The organism is Streptomyces sp. NPDC126499 (genome assembly GCF_040302485.1).
Taxonomy (GTDB): Bacteria; Actinomycetota; Actinomycetes; order Streptomycetales; family Streptomycetaceae; genus Streptomyces.
Window position 1 is genome coordinate 239,097 of the sequence record NZ_JBEOUO010000007.1, and the last position, 17,943, is coordinate 257,039.

Below are 17,943 nucleotides of genomic sequence, written 5' to 3' on the forward strand. Positions count from 1 at the left end.
ACTCCGGAGACCGTGGGCTCGGACGCACTCCGGACACCGTCGGTCCTAGCCTTGCCGTGGTCGCCGGTCCCGCCGCCCGTCGAGCACGTCCGGCTCCGGCATCTCCTCCGTGTCCTCCACCCGGCGCCGTGCCCGCGCGACCAGGTGCCGGGCGGCGGCGGGGGTGCGCCCGACGATCGGGGCGATCTCCTCGTACGACACCGCGAAGACGTCGTGCAGGACGAAGGCGAGCCGTTCCGAGGGGGGCAAGGCGTCGAGGGCGGCCTCCTCGATCTCCTCCGTCGCCTCGGCCCGGTCCGTGCGAGGGGGCTCCGGGGCGTCCGTGCGGTGGGGCTCCAGGGCAGGAGACATGTCGGGCCGGTCGGCCTCCTCGCTCGGCGGGAGGCCGCGCCGGGTCTCGCGCAGGTGCAGCCGCTCCAGACAGACACGGGCGAGAGTGTCCCGGTCCGCCTCCGCCGCTTCCGCTCCGGTCGACCGGGCCCGCTCCGCGGCCGCCCGCAGGGCCTCGTCGGCCTCCTCGTACGTGCCGAGCAGGCGGTACGCGACCGACCTCAGCCGCGTCCGCTGCTCCTCGGCGCTCCTGGTGAGCACGGCGCGCTCGCTCGTTCAGTCACCGTGGCCCGGGCCGCCGCTGCCGAAGCCGCCGCTGGAGATGCCACCCCACTTGCGCTTCTCCTCGCTCGGCGGCTCGGGCGAGGTCTCGGTGCCCCCGTCCTTCAGCTGGTACGGCATGAGCCGGTGCTCGCCGTCGGTCTGCGGCATCTCCGCCGGGCGGCGGTATTCCGAGACCTCCCCGGGCGGCTGGCCGGTGTCGGGCCGGCGCGGCTGGGACTCGGGGTCGGGCGGGGGGAGCTCCTTCTTCATGACCCTGAACCCGAGCACGAAGGCCCCGATGAGGACGGCTACGACGATCAGACCGCCGACGACCTGCGCGAGCCCGGACTGCCACACACCGGCCGCCGTGCTGACCTGAGCGGAATCCACAAGGAAAGTCTTCATACACCAGGATTACCCCGTTTCCGACCATTTGTTCCTGCGGGCCGTCGCGGATTCGGGACGGCGGCCCCGGGACCAGCGGGATCGCGGGCGAAACGATGTGAAACATTTCGCGGCGGCCGTCGCGTCAGTGAGGTGTCAGCGCGTCGCCGGGCAGCCGGGCAGGCCGACCGGCAACGCCACCAGGCGAACCGGCCGTACGGGCGACGCGAGCGAATGCGTGACAGCGACGGAGGGGAGGGGCATGAGAACGTCCCGCGCGGACGAGTTCCTGGAGTTCGCCTCCGCCCGATCGGGACATCTGTTCCGCTCGGCATGCCTTTTGACCAGCGGCGACACCCATCTCGCCGAGGACCTGGTGCAGGAGACCCTGGGTCGGATGTACGCCCTGTGGGGCCGGGTGGCCCGTATCGGAAACCCGGCGGGCTACGCGCAGACCGTGCTCGTACGGACCTTCCTCAGCCACCAGAGGCGCCGCTCGGCCACCGAGCGCCCCCTCGGCGAGCTGCCGGACCGGCTGCCCGAGACCAGTGACGACCCGGCCCTGCGCATCGCCCTGCTCGACGCCCTCGCCGGGCTCGCGCCCAAGGACCGGGCGGTCGTGGTGCTGCGGTACTGGGAGGACCGCAGCATCGAGGAGACCGCGGACGTGCTGCAGGTCAGCTCCGCGGCCGTCCGCACCCGCTCGGTGCGCGCCCTGGCGAAGCTGCGGGAGCGGCTCGGCGGCAGCATGACCGCCTTCGCCACCCGCTGACCGGGCGGGCCGCGGGACCGGCGGTCCCGCACCACCACGCTTGGTCTACCTCTTCCCCACCCGATCCCCACCTGACGACCGGAGACGTGATCCCGCCATGCCTCAGCACGAAGAGCACGACGTGACGAACGGACGATTCGAGGAGGAACTGGGCGCCGCCCTGCGCCGCACCGGAGCGGGCTTCGAGACCGACGACCGCGGCGAGCTCGTCACCGGCGGCCTCGCCCGCGGCCGCCGCCGGGTCCGGCGCCGCCGCTTCGCCGTGGTCGGCGGTGCCCTCGCCCTCGCGGTCATCGGCGTCGGCGGGGTGTACGGAGGTGCCCTCCTGGGGGCCGGTGACGGCGTCGACCAGGTCTCCGTCGCCGCTCCGAAGCCGACCGTCGGCGGCCCGAAGCCGACCGCCGGTCCGAAGGACGCGTCGGCGCAGGCCCAGATCCCCGTCGCCGACATCGCCGCCGTCCTCAAGGCGAACACCCCGCCCGGCACCTGGCAGATCGACAACGCCGACGGCTTCGGGCAGTCGGTCACCGGGGTCTACGACGACGGCGAGGGCAAGGCGGGCGTCTCCGTCGGCCTCTATCGCGCGGGCGACACCGAGGAGTCGGGCCGGGGCCAGGTGACCTGCCCGGACGAGGCGCTGGTCCCGCACGACGACTGCACCAGCGAACGCATGGCCGGCATCGGGCGGCTCATGATCTTCCAGGGGTACGAGTACCCCGACAAGCGCGTGGAGACCAAGAACTGGCGGGCCGTGCTGCTCACCGAGGACGGTTTCCTCGTCGACGTGAGCGAGTGGAACGCGGCCACCCAGAAGGACTCCCCGATCAGCCGCCCGAACCCGCCCTTCGACCCGGCGCAGCTGAAGGCCCTGGTCCTGGCGGAGGGCTGGCGTCCGCTCCTGAAGCAGCTTCCCGCGCTCGTGCCGCAGAAGGGCGGGCCCGGCGCCTCCCGGGTCGCCCCGCCGCCGGCGCCGAGCGCCGCCGCCATGCAGTCGGCCCTCCGCTCGCTGCTGCCCAAGGGGAAGGGGCTCCACGTCGTCGACAAGGGGGGCCAGGAGGGCTACGCCTTTCTCGTCGTCGACGACGGCAAGGGCCGGAGTTTCGTCCAGATCAACGTCCAGCCCGGCATGGACGACATCCGCGCCGAACTCTTCAGCGACGGCGACATCGAGTTCACCGCCGACGAGACACGGGTGAAGGTGACGAAGGAGGCCGGCGAGAAGGGCGGCAAGGGCGTCGTCTCGTGGACCGCCGACACCTTGGCCACGGACGGTCTGCGTGTCGTCGTCTCCGCCTTCAACGCCGGCGCCCAGCACGAGGCGGCCACCCGCTCCGAACCGGCCCTCACCACCGACCAGCTGAAGGCGATCGCGCTCAGCCCGAAGTGGCGTGAGCTGATGACGAAGTAGGCGCCGGGCGCCTCCCAGGCGGCGGCGCCCCTTGGACGACGGCCCGGATCCCGACGCCTTCGGTGCCTTCCGGGCGGTGGCGCCTCCTGGACGGCGGGCCGGCCCCCGGTGTCTTCCGGGCGGCGGCCCGGATTCCGGCGGGGCCCGGCCCCGGACCCCGGCGGAGGGGCCGGGACTCACTTCGCGTCCGAGTAGCGCTCCACCGTCGCCGTCGTGAACGGGAACCGCACCGGCGTGTCCCCGAACGCGATCCGCCCCGCCTCGTCCCCCGCCGCGCGGATCGCCTCCGCGACCGCCTCGGCCTCCTCCGCCGGGCAGTGCACGATCACCTCGTCGTGCTGGAAGAAGACCAGCTCGGCCCGCAGGCCGGCGGTGGCCCGGCGCAGGGCCGCCAGCATCAGCAGCGCCCAGTCGGCGGCGCTGCCCTGGACGACGAAGTTACGGGTGAAGCGGCCCCGGGCACGGGCGTCGGTCGACGCGTACCCCGGCACGTAACCGTCCGAGCCCTCCGCGCTGTCCTCCGGCCCGGCGCCGCCGCCGCCCTGCGGGATGCCCGCCTCCCCGTCCTCGTCCGCGCCCGCCGCCCGCGGGCTGGTCCGCCCGAGCCAGGTCCGGACGAGCCGGCCCTCCTCGCCGGCCCTGGCCGCGTCGTCCACGTACGCCACCGCGCGCGGGAAGCGGCGGCGCAGCGCGGCCAGGTTCTTCAGGCCGTCGCCGCTGGTCTGCCCGTAGATCGCGCCGAGCAGCGCGAGCTTGGCGTGCGCGCGGTCGCCGGAGAAGGCCCGGTCGGACAGGCGGGTGTACAGGTCGTCGGGATGCCCGGCGACCTCCATCAGACCCGGGTCGCGGGAGATCGCGGCCAGCACCCGCGGCTCCATCTGGTCGGCGTCGGCGACGACGAGCCGCCAGCCGGGGTCGGCGACCACGGCCTGCCGGATGATCTTGGGGATCTGCAGCGCCCCGCCGCCGTTGGTGGTCCAGCGGCCGCTGACCGTGCCGCCGGGCAGGTACTCGGGGCGGAAGCGGCCGTCGCGCACCCAGTCCTGGAGCCAGGACCAGCCGTGCGCGGTCCAGATCCGGTACAGCTGCTTGTACGCGACGAGGGGCGCGACCGCCGGATGGTCGATCTCCTCCAGCTCCCAGCGCCGGGTGGACCGCACCCGGATCCCGGCCTGCGCGAAGGCCCGCACCACGTCGGCGGGCAGGTCGGGCCGCACCCGGCGGCCGAACGCGGCGGACACCTCGTCGGCCAGCTCCGCGAGGCGGCGCGGCTCGCCCCCGCCCGCGTACCGCTCGCCCAGCAGGCCGTGCAGCACCTCCCGGTGCACGTCGGCCCGCCAGGGCAGCCCGGACCGGTGCATCTCGGCGGCGACCAGCATGCCGGCCGACTCGGCGGCGGTCAGGAGCCGCATCCGGCCCGGGTGCTCGGCCCGGTCGTGCCGCCGCTGCTGCTCCGCGTACACCTGGAGCAGGGCGTCGAAGGACAGCGGCGCGGCGGTGGACGCCGGCTCGAAGAGGGAGTCCTGCGCCTTCGGCCCGGCGGCCCTCGGCGGTGGGTCGGGCGGCACCGGCTCGTTCCGCAGCCGGGCCCAGGCCGCGGCGGCGGAACGGGGCTCGCCGAGGCGCCCCTCGTGGCCGAGGAGCAGCTGCTCGGCCACCTCCACGTCGTAACACCGCTCGACCCGCACCCCCGCGGCGAGCAGCCGCGGATACACCTCGGGGCTGGCGCGCCACACCCACCGGGCGACGTCCGGCCGCGCCCGCACGGCCGCCACCAGGTCGGGCTCCCGCCGCACCTCCCCGACGGGCCGCCCGTCGCCGCCGAGGGCGACGAGCAGCGCCCCGTCACCCTCCGGCTCGGGCGCGAGAGCCCACCTTTCGTTCACGGGTGCGAGTCTGGCACCCGCCACTGACAGTGCCGGAGAGACGCGGCCCGGGGGGTTCGGGGCCCGGCGGGCGGCGGCGAGGAGCCGTGGGCTGGAAGCCGTGGGCGGGGCGGCGGAAGGGGGCGGTAGAAGCGGGTGGCAGAAGGGGTCGGCAGAAGGGGTCGGCAGACGGGGGGCGGCGGAAGGCCGTGGGCCTACGCCGCCCGGTGGAACAGGGCCGCCGCCTCGCCGCGCGAGCCGACGCCGAGCTTGTCGAGGATGTTCGCGACGTGGAACTTCACCGTGGACTCGCTGATGTGGAGCTCCTGCGCGATCTGCCGGTTGCGGTGGCCGAGGGCCAGGTGGGTGAGGACCTCCAGCTCGCGCTCGCCGAGCTCGCTCAGCGGGTCCATCGCGGAGGCCGGCGGTTCCGGCGTGGACAGGGGGACGGTCGCGGCGATGGTGGTGCCCCAGCCGGGGACGGCGTCCAGGTCGAGATGCCCGCCGAGCACCTCCAGACGGTCGGTGACGCTGCCCGCGCCCAGCGGGCAGGCGTCGAGGAGACCGGGGCCGTCGTCCCGTACCGTCGCGCGCAGCTCGTTCTCGGTCAGCGTCCAGCCCACGTGCACCCGGGACACCCCCTCCTGTTCCAGGATCACCAGGAGCAGCGCGCGGACGATCGCGCGGGCGCCGTGGGCCACGTCGGCCGGGAGGGTGCGGGTGGCGTCCGGGCCGTCCGGCGGGCCGAGTTCCAGCCGTACGGGGCTGTGCCGCAGCATCGGGCGCAGCGCGTCCGCGAGCCGGGCGAAGGCCTCGAAGGCGGGTTCCTCGGCGACCGAGCGGTCCCGCGCGGACTCGGCCCGCAGCTCGATCAGCGCCGACACGGCCAGGTCGGTGGCGGTCGCACGGGCCGCGGAGTCGTCCAGGGTGCGGCTGCGGAGCACCCCGAGCAGGCCGGAGAGGGCGGCGGCGTGCGCGGTGGTCAGCTCGGCGGTGACCCTCGCCCGGGTGTCGGCCGCCGTCCGCGAGCGGGCCAGCGCACCGGGCACCGCCTCGCTCGCGAACCGGTCGAAGTGGCTGGTCACCAGGTCCCACAGGGCCTGCGCCACGGCGAGTTCGGCCGCTCCGGCCGGCGCGGCGCCGTCCTCGCGTACGAGGACCAGGACCGAGCCGCGGGGCGTGGCGTCGCTCCGTACCGCGATCACCGCGCGCTCGGCCCCGCCGACGGTGGCCCGCCCCTGCCAGGGCCGCCCGGAGACGCCGGCGGAGAGCAGCGGGGTCAGCTCGGCGGCGGTGAACGGCAGGCCCGGGTCGCCGGTCCGCTTGAACGGCGAGTGGGCGCAGTGCGTGGAGAGCTCCGCCGCGGCCAGGTGCGGGATCAGCGGGGCCAGGGCCCGGGAGAGCCGGGGCAGGATCTCGCCCAGCGGCTGCCGGATGATGTCGTGGGCGGTCAACAGGGCCTGGACGGTGGCGCCTTCAGCGGTGAGCTCGGGGGAGGGACCGGCGCTGAGTTCGGCGGTGAGGTCGCGGGAAGGCCCGCCGGTGAGTTCGAGGGAGGACCCGGCCGAGAGGTCGGAGGAGGGACCGGCGGCGAGTTCGGCGGTGGCTTCCATGGGGACAGGCTACGGCTGTCCTTTCGGCCAGGTGGGACTGTCCGTTCGGATGGCCGGGCCGGGGCGGCTCCCGGCGGAAGCTTGAGCCGTCAGCGGAACGGAGCGGCCCTCGACAGCGAAGGGCCGATGCCCACGGATCACGAGGGGGAACCATGGAAGCGATCGTGTACGAGGAGTTCGGCGGTCCCGAGGTGCTGCGCCACGCGTCGGGCGTGACCGTCCCCGAGCCGGGACCGGGCGAGGTGCGGGTGAAGGTGGCGGCCGTCGGCGTCAACCCCGTGGACTGGAAGCGGCGTTACGGCTGGGTGGAGGAGTTCTACCCGACGACGTTCCCGGCCGTGCCCGGTCTGGAGTTCGCCGGAACGGTCGACGCGCTCGGCGCGGGCGTGACCGAATTCGCCGAAGGCGATGAGGTGTTCGGCTGGACAAAGACCGGCGCCTATGCCGCGTACGCCATCGCCGGCACCGTCGCCCGCAAGCCCGCCGACCTCTCCTGGGAGCTCGCCGCGAGCATCCCGGTCGCCGGCGAGACCGCCCGGCGCGTCCTGGAACTGTTGGGTGTCACGCGCGGCGAGACGCTGCTCCTGCACGGTGCGGCGGGCGCGGTCGGTGCGATCGCCGCCCAACTCGCCGTCGCCGCGGGCGTGACGGTGGTCGGCACGGCATCCGAGCGCAACCACGGCTTCCTGCGCGAGCTGGGCGTGATCCCCGTGGTGTACGGCGAGGGCCTGGCCGACCGGGTCCGCGCGGCCGCCCCGCAGGGCGTCGACGCGGTCTTCGACGCGGCCGGCCATGACACGCTGCCCGTCTCGATCGAGCTGCTCGGCGGCGAGACCTCCCGGATCGTCACCATCGCCGCACCGGACGCCGCCGACCACGGCATCGTCTTCTCCGGCGTCACCGTCGAAGCGGAGACCGCCCGCGTCTGGCTCACCGAGCTGGCCGGGCTGACCGCCGGGGGCGGGCTCCGGGTGGATGTGGCGGAGACCTTCCCCCTGAAGGAGGCCGCCCGCGCGCAGGAGCTGAGCGAGTCGGGGCACGTGCGGGGCAAGCTGGTGCTGCTGCCGTAGGGCGGGGCGTTCGGTCGGGGGACGTGGCGGCGGTCGGGGGCGTCGGGTCGTTCCGGGCCGTTGGGTCGTTCGGGGCATCGGGCCCGTCAGGCCCCTCGGGCCCGTCAGGCCCTCGGGTCCCTCGGGCGGGTGTGCGGGAGGTCTTCATCGAGCGCCGCCGACCGCCCGCCGTAGCCCGGTGAGCCGTCGCCAGGCCGCCCCCGCGAGGCTGTCGCCCAGGCCCGCCTCCACGAGCGTGGAGCAGTAGGCGCGGGTCTCCGGGGCCGCCGTGCGCAGGGCCTCGGAGAGCGCGGCCAGGGCGGCGCCGGCGCGGGAACCGCGCGCGTGCGCGAGCGCGGAGAACGTCGCGGTGGCGAGGTCGGCGCTCGCGGCCGGCGCGGTGGTGACGGGCCGGGTGTCCGTGGGGCCCAGGACCAGGGGACGCAGGCTGAGCGTGGGCCAGCAGCCGAGACCGGTGGTGAAGGGGCCCGCCGCCCAGGTGGCCGTGGAGCGGTCGGAGCAGACGGCGAGGAGGACGGCGGGGGCGCCGTACCGCTCGCGAAGGCCGGGAAGGCAGGCGGTCCAGGCCCTGGCCCGCTGCGGATCCCGGCGCCCCCGCACGTCCAGGGCCAGGACGAACGCCCGGCCCGGCGAGGGCGGCAGGACCCGCAGCACGCTGTCGACACCGGGCACGGACGGCAGGACCTGGACCACCGCCTCGGGCGGGCATGGAAGGCCCAGGAGGTGGAAGACGGGGGTCGGGGTGAAGCGGGGGAGCGTGAGCATGGCCGCACGGTAGGGCGGCGAGCGGGGCTCGGGAGATGCCTATGGCATATGACTACTCGTGTGGGTGACGACTCCCGTGTGGGTGACACACCCTCCCGCCCTTGTGTGGCGGCGGAGTCGCCAGTCCGGCCGGATGAGGGCCGGGGAAACGGGGCAGGGCGGCGCTGGGAAGCGGGCGGGGCGGTCGTCGGATACGGTCCGGGGCCCAGGGCCGGGGAAGCGGGCGGGTGGTCGGCGCAATACGGCCGGGGCCCGGAGAGCGGGCGTGGCAGGCGGGACGGGACGAGGACCCGGCTCCGACCCCAGTCCCTGTCCCGTCCCGACTTACCAGGGTCACCCCTCAGCGGGTCAGCCGCCACGCGGGGAGCACCGAGGCCGCCGCCGCGACCGCCGCGCAGACCCCCGCCACCGCGCCGACCGTCCCCCACGGGAGGGTGAGCGCGACCGGCGCGGTGAGTGCCGCGAGACCGGCTCCCAGGCCGCCGAGGCAGACGGCCGTGACGCCGAGACCCAGGACCGTGCCGATGCCCACCGCCAGCAGCGACTCGCCCGCGACCACGCGCAGGATCTGCGCCCGCGTGGCGCCGGTCAGGCGCAGCGCCGCCAGTTCGGGGCCGCGTACCGAGGTGGCCATGAGCAGGGTGTTGGCGAGGGCGATCACCGTGTAGACCAGGGCGATGCCGAGGACAAGGAGCAGTCCGAGGCGGGTCTGCGGGGTGGTGGCCGGGTGGGTGGCGGCGGCCCAGGCGTCGACGGTACGGGTGACGCTGCCGGGCGCGGGCGCGGGCGCGTGCGTGTGCGTGTGCGTGGTCGAGGTCGTGGGCGCGGCATGGGCTGTGGTCGGGGCCGGGGGTGCGGCCTGGGCCGGGGGCGCCATCGGGGTTGGGGCCGTGGTCGAGGTCGGGAACGCGGCCTGGGTCGGGAGTGCGGTCGCCGTCGCGGCGGGGGCCGCCCCCTCGATCCGGGCGGCCCCCTCGATCCGGGCGGCCCCCTCGATCCGGGCCGCCCCCTCGACCCGGGCCGCGCCGTCGATCCGGTCCGCCGTCGCGCCCGGGGCGTTCGCCCAGGTCACGTACGGGCCGTTGTCGCCCGTTCCCCGGGCGAGCACCGCCGCGACGCGCAGGCGCACCGGGCCGCTGCCGTCCGCGAGCCACACCTCGACGCTCTCTCCGACCGTCCGGCGCTCGAACTCCTCGTTCACGATGATCGAACGGTCGTCCAGGTTGCGGGGATCGCCCGCCACGACCGGCAGGCGCGCGGAGGAGACCCAGGCCGCCGGGTTGGCCACGGCCCGTGCCCCGTACTTGACCAGGGCCTCCGCCCCGTCCCGTACGAAGACGGAGGTGGCCCCCGTGGCCGTGCCCGTACGGGGCAGGTCGCGGCCGGTGGTCACGTACGCCGCCGTCGTCTGCCCGCGTGCCTCCGCCGCCTTGGCGGCGGTCACGGTCGCCGCCGAGCCGAGGAGGGTGCCGGCGAGGGCGACGGTCACCAGGACCGGGGCGGCGACGGCGGCGGTACGGCGTACGGCGGCCGCGCTGTTCTCCCGTACGAGAGTGCCGACGGCCCCCGGCAGCCGCAGGGCGCGGGCGGCGGGCCGGACGAGGAGCGGGGCGAGCAGGGCGACACCGCTGATCAGCAGCATCGGCTGGGTCGTGTACGTCTTGCGCTTCAGGAGCGCGGACGGATCCGTCGCCCACGTCCAGGCCAGCAGACCGAGCCCCGCCAGCAGCAGGGCCGCGCCGCACAGCGCCCGGCCGCGTGGCAGCACGTCGGTGTCGACGTCCGCCTCGCGCAGCGCCGCCGTGGGCCCGACGCGTCCGGCCCGGCGGGAGGCGGCGACGGCGCCCGCGAGGGCGACGGCCACTCCGGTGCCGAAGGCGATCCAGTAGGCGGGGTGGAGGGGCTGACCAGGGGCGCCACCGGTCCCGATCGTGAACCAGGACGGGGCCACCCCGCCGTCCACCAGCACTCGGGCGAGCAGGGGCGCACCCCACGCGCCGAGCAGGCAGCCGGCGGCCGAGGCGAGGACCCCGAGGCCCGCCGCCTCGGCGAGCAGCATCCGCCGGATCTGACCGGGCGTGGCGCCGGCGGTGCGCAGCAGACCGTACTCGCGGCGGCGCAGCGCCACGGCGAAGGCGAAGGTGGAGGCGACGACGAAGACGGAGACGAAGGCGGTGACGCCGCCGGCGGTGCCGAGCAGGGCGTTGAGCGTGACGAGGGCGCGGGCGTCCTCGGCGGCCTCGGGGTCGACCGCCCGCCGCTCGGCGCCGGTGAGGACCCGGGCGCGGTCGCCGACGAGGGCGCGGACCTCCGCCGCCGGGGCGTCGATCCCGACGGCGTCGGGTCCGCCGACGGCGTTGTACGAGTGGGTGCCGGGACCGGTTTCGGAGCCGGTGTCGGTTTCGGGCCCGGAGCTCGAGCCGGACCCGGTGTCGGTGCCGGCGGTGGTCACGGTCCAGCGGGCGCGCAGTTCGCGCAGGAGTTCGTCGTCCACAGGCTGTGGACGGTCCAGCGGTGCGGTGGCGACCGCCGTGCCCGGCCCCCGCCGTACCTCGACGGCGAGCCGGTCCTGACCCTGCACGACGACGGGCGAGGACGCGAATCGCACCGGCGCGCGCTCGGGCGCGTTCAGGGTCGCGGACAGGCCCAGCCCCATCACGGTGACCAGCCCGACGCCGAGTGCGAGGGCGGTGAATCCGCCGATGAAGGACGCCCAGCGTGCCTTCATCCCGGCAAGTACGACGGTCAGCACGGGCCACCCGCCTGCGCCGTCATGGCGGGCAGGGCCGACGCGGTCGCGTTCGGCCCCTGCGGCCGCTGCGGCCCTGTTGACCCCTCCGACCCCTGTGGCCTCTTTGCCCCCTCTGGTCCCTGTGGCCTCTCTGACCCTTCCCGTCCCTCCCGTCCCTCCCGCCCTTCTCGTCCCTTCGGCTCCTCCAGTCCCGCCATCCGTGCCGCCACCGCCTCCGTCGTCGGCGCGTACAGCTCACCCGCGATCCGCCCGTCGACGAGGAACACCACCCGGTCGGCGCGGGCGGCCGCCGCCGGGTCGTGGGTGACCATGACGACGGTCTGGCCGTCCCGGTCGACGAGTTCGCGGAGCATGGCCAGGACCTCGCGGCCCGTCGTGGAGTCGAGGGCGCCGGTCGGCTCGTCGCCGAAGAGGACCGCGGGGCGGGTGATCAGCGCGCGGGCGAGGGCGACGCGCTGCTGCTGGCCGCCGGAGAGCTCGCCGGGGCGGTGGCGCTCGCGGCCCGCGAGGCCGACCCGGGCGAGTGCGTACCGCACCTCGGTACGGGACGGGCGGCGGCCGGCGAGGCGGAGCGGGAGGGCCACGTTCTGGGCGGCCGTCAGGGAGGGCAGCAGATTGAAGGACTGGAAGACGAAACCGATCCGGTCCCTCCGCAGCAGCGTCAGCCGCCGCTCGCTCAGCCCCGCCAGCGGGACGCCGGCGATCTCCACGCTGCCCGCCGTCGGCCGGTCGAGACCGGCCGCGCACTGGAGCAGCGTGGACTTGCCCGAGCCGGACGGGCCCATGACAGCGGTGAACGTCCCGGCCGGGAAGTCCAGGTCGACGCCGTCGAGGGCCCGGACGTCCCGGTGGTGGCGGCGCAGCCCGCGGAGCCGTACGGCAGGAGCGGTTCCGGCGACGGTGCCGGTGCCGTCGGCCGAGGTGCCGGTCCAGATGCCGGTGCCGGTGCCGATCGGGTGGCCCGGGCCCGTTCCGGCGGAGGTGCCCGTTCCGGCGAAGGTGCCCGTTCCGGCGGAGGTGCCCGTTCCGGCCGAGGTGCCCGTACCCGTTGGGGTGTTCGTCGAGGTCATGCCTCAAGCGAACCGTTTCCGCCCGCCCCGATCACGACCACCAGCGGGCGTCCCCGAGGTAGGGCCAGGACTACCCCTGTGCTCCTGCGCCGTTCCGTACGGCCGCCACGAACACCTCCAGGGCGTCCAGCGGTTCGCGTCCGCCGAGCAGTTCGCGCAGGTCGCTCTTGACGCCGGAGCCGTCCAGGAAGCCGTGGGCGATCGCCGAGTACGTGCTCGCCAGCATCGGCACCTGGAAGGCCCGCGCGCCGGAGGCGGCGACGGCGGTGCGGGCCTCGGCCAGCGTCACCGGCGCGTACGTGGCACCCAGCGCCTCCGCCAGTTCGGCGCCGCCCAGGGGGCGGTCGCCGACGAGCTCGTAGATCCGACCCGCGTGCGGGGCCGGGTCGGTGGCCACGGAGACCGCGATGTCGGCCAGGTCGGCGCGGGCCACGGCGGCGAGCCCGCCCTCGCCGAGCGGTCCGGTGACGCGGTTGTCGGCGTCGGGGGCGGCGATCCAGGCCAGGAACTCCGCGTAGAGGCCGTTGCGCAGGATGGTCCAGTTCAGCGTGGACCGCTGGAGCCGCCGTTCGGTCCAGCGGTGGGCGAGCGCGTACGTGAGGTGGTCGCCGTCGCCGGAGAGGCTGGTGTACACGACGTGGCCGACCCCGGCGCGCTCGGCGGCGGAGAGGGCGGCCTCGTGGCGGGCGACGACGATGTCGTCCTCCCCGTAACCGGCCGATATGAGCAGCAGCGTGTCGATCCCGGCGAAGGCGTCCGGGAGGGTCGACGGGTCGTCGAAGTCGACGAGCCGGGTGCCGGGCAGCCCGGCGCGGGTGCCGAGGACGACGTCGTCGCGGCCGGCGAGCCGCTCCGCGACGAGTGAGCCGAGGGCGCCGGAGACGCCGGTGACGAGCAACATGTTTCCCCCGAGAGCCGAGAATGGTGGTGCAGGCGAGGTGCCTGGGGCAATCGTTGCGCGGTGGGCGCGATCGTGGAAGGAGGCACATTGATGTCGGAGGGGCACACGGATGTCACCACCCCCGCACCCGGCGAGGCACCCGGTAACGCACCCGGCGAGCCGGTCGTGAGCTGCGCCGAGGAGTGCGGCGTACGGGACGTCCAGGACCGGCTCGGCGACAAGTGGACCGTCCACGTGGTCGTCGAACTCGCCGCAGGACCACGGCGGTTCAAGGAGCTCCAGCGTCTGGTCGACGGTGTCTCGCAGCGCATGCTGACCTTCACGCTGCGCCGCCTGGAGCGGGACGGGCTGGTGTCCCGGCAGGTGTTCCCGACGACTCCGCCGCAGGTCGAGTACTCCCTCACCGAGACCGGGCACAGCATGACGCACCTGATCAAGCAGCTGATCGACTGGTCCCTCGACCACCGGTCGGCGATCGCGCGCTCGCGCGAGGAGTGGGACGCGAGGCACCCGGCATGAGCGGCGCGGACACCGTCGACGAGGCGCTGAAGGCGCTGTACGGAGGAGGTGGCAACGGGAACGGGAACGGGAGCGGGGGCAGGGGCGGAAACGGGAGCCGGAGCGGGAGCGGTGGCAGGAGCGGTGGCGCGGGGCGCGCGGGCCGTAAGGGAGGCCGGGGCGACGATCATGACCACGCCCTCGACGGCGCGGCATCCCTCCTCGCGGCCGACCCCTCGGCGGACGCGGAACTGAAACGGCGCGGCGAGGAGTTCGTCCGCACGCTGTGGACCCGTGGCTGGCAGCCGGCCGACCTCGTGCGCATGGCCCGCCGCGAACTGGCCGACGAACACGTGCGGTTGCTCGCCGGGATCGTCCGGTCGGAGACCGCGCGGTACGAGCGGCTGCCGCACCGCTGGCAGGCGCAGCTGGACGCGCTCGACGAGCTGACCGCCTGGACGGCGCCCGACCGTTTCTCGTACGCGACCGCCGTCCTGGAGCTCTACCGGCTCCTCGTCCGGCTGCCGCGCCTCGACGCCGTCGGACCCGTGCCGGGCGAGGCCCTGCCGCCGGCCGTCGCGGGCGAGCCGAAGACGCTCTCCAGGATCCGGGCGCTGCTCGCCAAGGCGGAGGCGACGACGTACGCGGAGGAGGCCGAGGCCCTGACCGCCAAGGCCCAGGAGCTGATGGCCCGGCACAGTCTCGACGAGGCGACCCTGGCGGCGGGCGCGCCCTCGCCGGAGACGCCGGGGGCGATCCGGATCGGGGTGGACCCGCCGTACGAGCAGGCCAAGGCGATCCTCCTGGACGCGGTGGCGACGGCGAACCACTGCCGGGCCGTGTGGAACGAGGGCTTCGGCTTCTCGACGGTCGTCGGCTTCGAGGCCGACCTGGAACCGGTGGAGCTCCTCTACACCTCGTTGCTCGTGCAGGGCACGGCGGCGATGACGCGTGCGGAGGCGGAGCAGCGGGCGGGCGGCCGGAAGCGGACCAAGTCCTTCCGGCAGTCCTTCCTGCTGGCCTACGCGAACCGGCTCGGCGCCCGGCTCGCGGCGACCAGTCGGCGGGTGGCCGCCGAGACGCCGACGCTGCTGCCGGCCCTTGCCTCCCGCGAGGTGGCGGTCACGGCCCGCACGGACGAGCTCTTCCCGGAGACCCGCACGAGCCGGGTGCGGGCGGCGTGGGACGAGGCGGGCTGGACCCACGGCACCACCGCCGCCGACCACGCGGGCCTCCACCCGCGCCCTCACCTCCCGGGCCGGCCCGACACCCCGTAACCGCCACCGGCCCGACACCCCGTAACCGCCACCGGCCCGACACTCCGTAACCGCCACCCCGTAACCGCCACCGTCCCGATACCCCGTAACCGCCACCGGCGCGGCCCCCTTCGTTCACCCCGTCGTGGCAACCGCCCCAAACGCCCCGTTTCGCCCCCCACCCCCGCTACGCTCCCCCCATGAGCTGGCTCCGCGCCCTGAAAGAGACCGCGCGTTCCGGGCTCAAGGTCGAGCCGCGGCGGCTGGAGCCGGTGGTCGCGGGGCGCGGGGCGCTGGGGCTGGCGGTCGTGGTCGGGGCGTCGCTCGCGCTGTTCGGGCCCGCGGTGGCGGCGGCGTCCGCGTTCGGGGCGTTCCAGGCGGCGATCGCGACCTTCCAGCGCTCGTACCGCCCCCGCCCCACGCTCGCGCTCGCGTCCGGCGTGAGCCTCGCCGTATCGACGTTCCTCGGGTACGTGACCGGCGCCGGCGCCCACCCCGGCCTCTTCCTGGCGCTGCTCGCCCTGTGGACCTTCCTCGCCGGGCTCGCCTGGGCCGCGGGCCCGACCGTCGGCATCATCGCCTCCTCCAACGTGGCGATCATGCTGGTCACCGTCACCCTCCCCACCTCCGTCGCCACCGCCGCCGGCCACGCCGCGATGATCGCCGTCGGCGGCCTCGTACAGGCCGCGCTGATCGTCCTGCTGCCGGTCCGCCGCTGGGGCGCCCAGCGCGACGCCCTCGCCGACGCGCTCGCCGCCGAGGCGGACTACGCCCGCCGGCTGCGCCACGACCCGACCGCCTCCTTCGACCCCGTACCGCTGATGACGGCCCGCAGCGCCGCCGCCGTCACCCCGCGCCAGGCCCGCCGCCGCCCCGCCGAACTGCACGGCGCCCGTGGGCTCGCCGAGCGGATCAGGCCCGTGCTGGCCTCGCTCGCGGACCCGGCGGTCGGCGCGCCCGCCGAGGGGCCGGAGCGCGACCGGGTGCGGGAGCTGCTCGGCGCGGCGGGCGAGGTCCTCGACGCGTGCGCGCACGCGATCCGGCACGGCGCACCGGTCGACATCCCGCCGCCCGCCCTCGCCGCCCTGCGCACCCCGGACACCGGCGCGATCCTGTCCGGCGCGCCCCGCCGGGCCGCGACCCGGCTCGCCGCGCTGCTCGGCGACGTCGTGGAGACGGCCGAGCCGCGTACGGAGACGGCCGCCGGGGCCCGCACCCGCCCCACCCTCGTCCGGCTGGTCCCGGTCGCGCTGGCCAGGATGCGGGCGGAGCTCCGGCACGAGTCGCCGGTCCTGCGGCACGCGATCCGGGTCACGGTGGTGACGACCGCCGGCTACGCGCTCGGCACCGCCCTGCCCCTCGGTCACGGCTACTGGGCGCCGATGGCCTCGGTGATGGTGATGCGTCCGGACTTCTCGCAGACGTACGCGCGTTCCGTGGCCCGGTTCGGCGGCACGCTGCTCGGCGTCGCCCTCGCGACGGGTGTGGTCCAGGCCGCCCACCCGGGCACGTACCTCTCCGGCGCCCTCGCCGTGCTGTGCGCCTTCGGGATGTACCTCCTCATGCGGACCGGGTACGCGGCGAGCCAGGTCTTCGTCGCCGCGTACGTGGTCTTCCTGCTCGGCATGGACGGCGCGGGCCTCACCCAGACCGTCCGCGAACGCGTCCTGCTCACCCTGCTCGGCGGGGCCCTCGCGATGCTGTCGTACGCCGTGTACCCGGCCTGGGAGACCCCGCGGCTGCGCGGCCGGCTCGCCGACTGGCTGACGGCGGACGGGCGGTACGCGGCCGCCGTCGTCGCCCACTACGCCGACCCGGCCGGCCAGGCCTGCCCGGACGTCCGCGAGGCCCTGCTCGGCACCCGGGAGGCCAGGATCGGCTGGCAGGAGGCCGTGACCCGGGCCACCCACGAGCCGGTGCGGCACCGGGGTCTGTCGCACACGGCGGCCGGCGACGCGGAGCACGCGCTGGCCCAGTTCGGGCGGGTCGCGATGCTCCTGGAGGCCCATCTCCCCGAGCGCGGCGCCCCGCCCGTACCGCAGGCAGCGGCCCTGGCGGAGGCGCTGCGCCGGGCGACGGAGCGGGGCGCGAAGGAGCTGCGGGAACGCAAGGTGCCGGGCTGGGACGAACTGCGGGCGGTCGTCGAGACGTGGGAACGCGGCGGGGGAGAGGGCGGAGGCGGAAACGGAGACGGAGGTGAAGGGGGAGGGGGAGGCGAGGGCGGGGGAGAGGACGGAGGCGAGGGGCCGCCGGACCACTTCCTGCTGCGCAAGACGGCGGTACTGCTCCTGGAGGCGTTGGACGAGCTGTCGGCCGCCCTCGCGCGCTGAGAGGCTCCGACACCGAAAACCTCCGACGTCCTGTCATCCGAGCTGACACGCGCGGGAGTTTGAGGAGATGAGGACCGCTCATCGGAACCCAGGAGCCCGCGCATGAAGAAGTACCCGCTGACCGCGGCCGTCGCCGCCGCCGCGCTCACGACCGCCGCCGCACCCGCCCTTGCCGCACCCGTTCTCGCCGCCCCCGCCCCCGCCGTCGTACAGACCGCCGAGGCGAAGGCCCCGTCCCCCGTCCGCGTCGTCGAGTCGGGCGAGCGCGTCGACGCCGGCCGCGGCTGGACGGTGTGGCTGACCGCGGAGGGCAAGCACTGGACGGGCCCGGACGGTATCGAGAACTTCCGCAGCGTCGTCGACGGCAACGTCGACCTGTCCCGGCCCGGCGTCAGCCACCAGTCCGAGGGCGACGCGGCCGGCGTCTTCCACTCCGGCCTCTCCTACGGCACCAAGAAGCCCGGAGAAGTCGTCCTGACGGGCACGGACGGGACGAGGACCACGGCGACCCTGCTCGAACTCCCCGGCCGTCCCGGCTGGGGCGTCTGGTACGCGCACACCGGGCCGGAGAACGACGGGGGCGCGTCCGTCGCGCTGTACGACCGCAACGGACGACTCCTCGCCGAACTGCCGGGCTGGAACGCCTGACGGCGCGTCGTGCGTGT

Annotated in this window: 15 protein-coding genes; 7 read left to right on the forward strand and 8 right to left on the reverse strand. The window is 75.5% G+C overall.

What is annotated here, in order from left to right:
• Nucleotides 1-45: 45 nt before the first annotated feature.
• Nucleotides 46-591, reverse strand: a complete 546-nt coding sequence (locus ABTZ91_RS12980) for a sigma factor-like helix-turn-helix DNA-binding protein (protein ID WP_352077186.1) — start codon at nt 589-591, stop codon at nt 46-48.
• Nucleotides 592-606: 15 nt separating this feature from the next.
• The gene (locus ABTZ91_RS12985) at nt 607-999 is read right to left on the reverse strand and encodes a DUF6479 family protein (protein WP_352077187.1); all 393 of its coding nucleotides are present in this window, start codon (nt 997-999) and stop codon (nt 607-609) included.
• A gap of 241 nt (nt 1,000-1,240) precedes the next feature.
• Here ABTZ91_RS12985 and ABTZ91_RS12990 point away from each other — a divergent pair, with 241 nt between their 5' ends.
• Nucleotides 1,241-1,750 carry a SigE family RNA polymerase sigma factor gene (locus ABTZ91_RS12990; RefSeq protein ID WP_352077188.1) on the forward strand — a complete coding sequence of 170 codons (510 nt, stop codon included), beginning with the start codon at nt 1,241-1,243 and terminating at the stop codon, nt 1,748-1,750.
• Nucleotides 1,751-1,871: 121 nt separating this feature from the next.
• Nucleotides 1,872-3,158 carry a hypothetical protein gene (locus ABTZ91_RS12995; protein WP_352077189.1) on the forward strand — a complete coding sequence of 429 codons (1,287 nt, stop codon included), beginning with the start codon at nt 1,872-1,874 and terminating at the stop codon, nt 3,156-3,158.
• A 176-nt stretch (nt 3,159-3,334) separates the two neighbouring features.
• On the opposite strand, the gene ABTZ91_RS13000 is transcribed toward ABTZ91_RS12995, so the two are convergent.
• Together ABTZ91_RS13000 and ABTZ91_RS13005 are read right to left on the reverse strand one after the other, a co-directional pair.
• Nucleotides 3,335-5,044, reverse strand: a complete 1,710-nt coding sequence (locus tag ABTZ91_RS13000) for a bifunctional 3'-5' exonuclease/DNA polymerase (protein WP_352077190.1) — start codon at nt 5,042-5,044, stop codon at nt 3,335-3,337.
• A gap of 194 nt (nt 5,045-5,238) precedes the next feature.
• Nucleotides 5,239-6,636 (reverse strand): LuxR C-terminal-related transcriptional regulator, encoded by a 1,398-nt coding sequence (locus tag ABTZ91_RS13005; protein ID WP_352077191.1) that lies wholly within the window; start codon nt 6,634-6,636, stop codon nt 5,239-5,241.
• A gap of 152 nt (nt 6,637-6,788) precedes the next feature.
• Between ABTZ91_RS13005 and ABTZ91_RS13010 the strand changes: the two genes are divergently transcribed.
• Nucleotides 6,789-7,706, forward strand: a complete 918-nt coding sequence (locus ABTZ91_RS13010) for an NADP-dependent oxidoreductase (RefSeq protein WP_352077192.1) — start codon at nt 6,789-6,791, stop codon at nt 7,704-7,706.
• 144 nt (nt 7,707-7,850) lie between these two features.
• On the opposite strand, the gene ABTZ91_RS13015 is transcribed toward ABTZ91_RS13010, so the two are convergent.
• The 4 genes from ABTZ91_RS13015 to ABTZ91_RS13030 all read right to left on the reverse strand — a co-directional run bounded on the left by ABTZ91_RS13015 (nt 7,851) and on the right by ABTZ91_RS13030 (nt 13,194).
• Nucleotides 7,851-8,471, reverse strand: a complete 621-nt coding sequence (locus ABTZ91_RS13015; RefSeq protein WP_352077193.1) for a hypothetical protein — start codon at nt 8,469-8,471, stop codon at nt 7,851-7,853.
• Between the two features lie 340 nt (nt 8,472-8,811).
• Complete coding sequence (locus ABTZ91_RS13020) at nt 8,812-11,223, reverse strand: ABC transporter permease (protein ID WP_352077194.1); 2,412 nt, start codon at nt 11,221-11,223, stop codon at nt 8,812-8,814.
• The gene (locus tag ABTZ91_RS13025) at nt 11,217-12,008 is read right to left on the reverse strand and encodes an ABC transporter ATP-binding protein (RefSeq protein ID WP_407077953.1); all 792 of its coding nucleotides are present in this window, start codon (nt 12,006-12,008) and stop codon (nt 11,217-11,219) included. Before ABTZ91_RS13025 ends, ABTZ91_RS13020 begins: the two co-directional genes overlap by 7 nt.
• A 355-nt stretch (nt 12,009-12,363) precedes the next feature.
• Nucleotides 12,364-13,194 carry an NAD(P)H-binding protein gene (locus ABTZ91_RS13030; protein ID WP_352077196.1) on the reverse strand — a complete coding sequence of 277 codons (831 nt, stop codon included), beginning with the start codon at nt 13,192-13,194 and terminating at the stop codon, nt 12,364-12,366.
• Between the two features lie 90 nt (nt 13,195-13,284).
• Between ABTZ91_RS13030 and ABTZ91_RS13035 the strand changes: the two genes are divergently transcribed.
• From ABTZ91_RS13035 to ABTZ91_RS13050, 4 genes are all read left to right on the forward strand, one after another.
• Nucleotides 13,285-13,713: a helix-turn-helix domain-containing protein gene (locus ABTZ91_RS13035; protein WP_352077197.1), complete on the forward strand. Its 429-nt coding sequence runs from the start codon at nt 13,285-13,287 to the stop codon at nt 13,711-13,713.
• Nucleotides 13,710-14,969 (forward strand): DUF2786 domain-containing protein, encoded by a 1,260-nt coding sequence (locus ABTZ91_RS13040; protein ID WP_352077198.1) that lies wholly within the window; start codon nt 13,710-13,712, stop codon nt 14,967-14,969. Before ABTZ91_RS13035 ends, ABTZ91_RS13040 begins: the two co-directional genes overlap by 4 nt.
• A gap of 179 nt (nt 14,970-15,148) precedes the next feature.
• Nucleotides 15,149-17,278 carry an FUSC family protein gene (locus ABTZ91_RS13045; protein WP_352077199.1) on the forward strand — a complete coding sequence of 710 codons (2,130 nt, stop codon included), beginning with the start codon at nt 15,149-15,151 and terminating at the stop codon, nt 17,276-17,278.
• 102 nt (nt 17,279-17,380) lie between these two features.
• A complete protein-coding gene (locus ABTZ91_RS13050; protein ID WP_352077200.1) occupies nt 17,381-17,926 on the forward strand; it encodes a hypothetical protein in 546 nt (181 codons plus the stop codon).
• Nucleotides 17,927-17,943 lie beyond the last annotated feature (17 nt).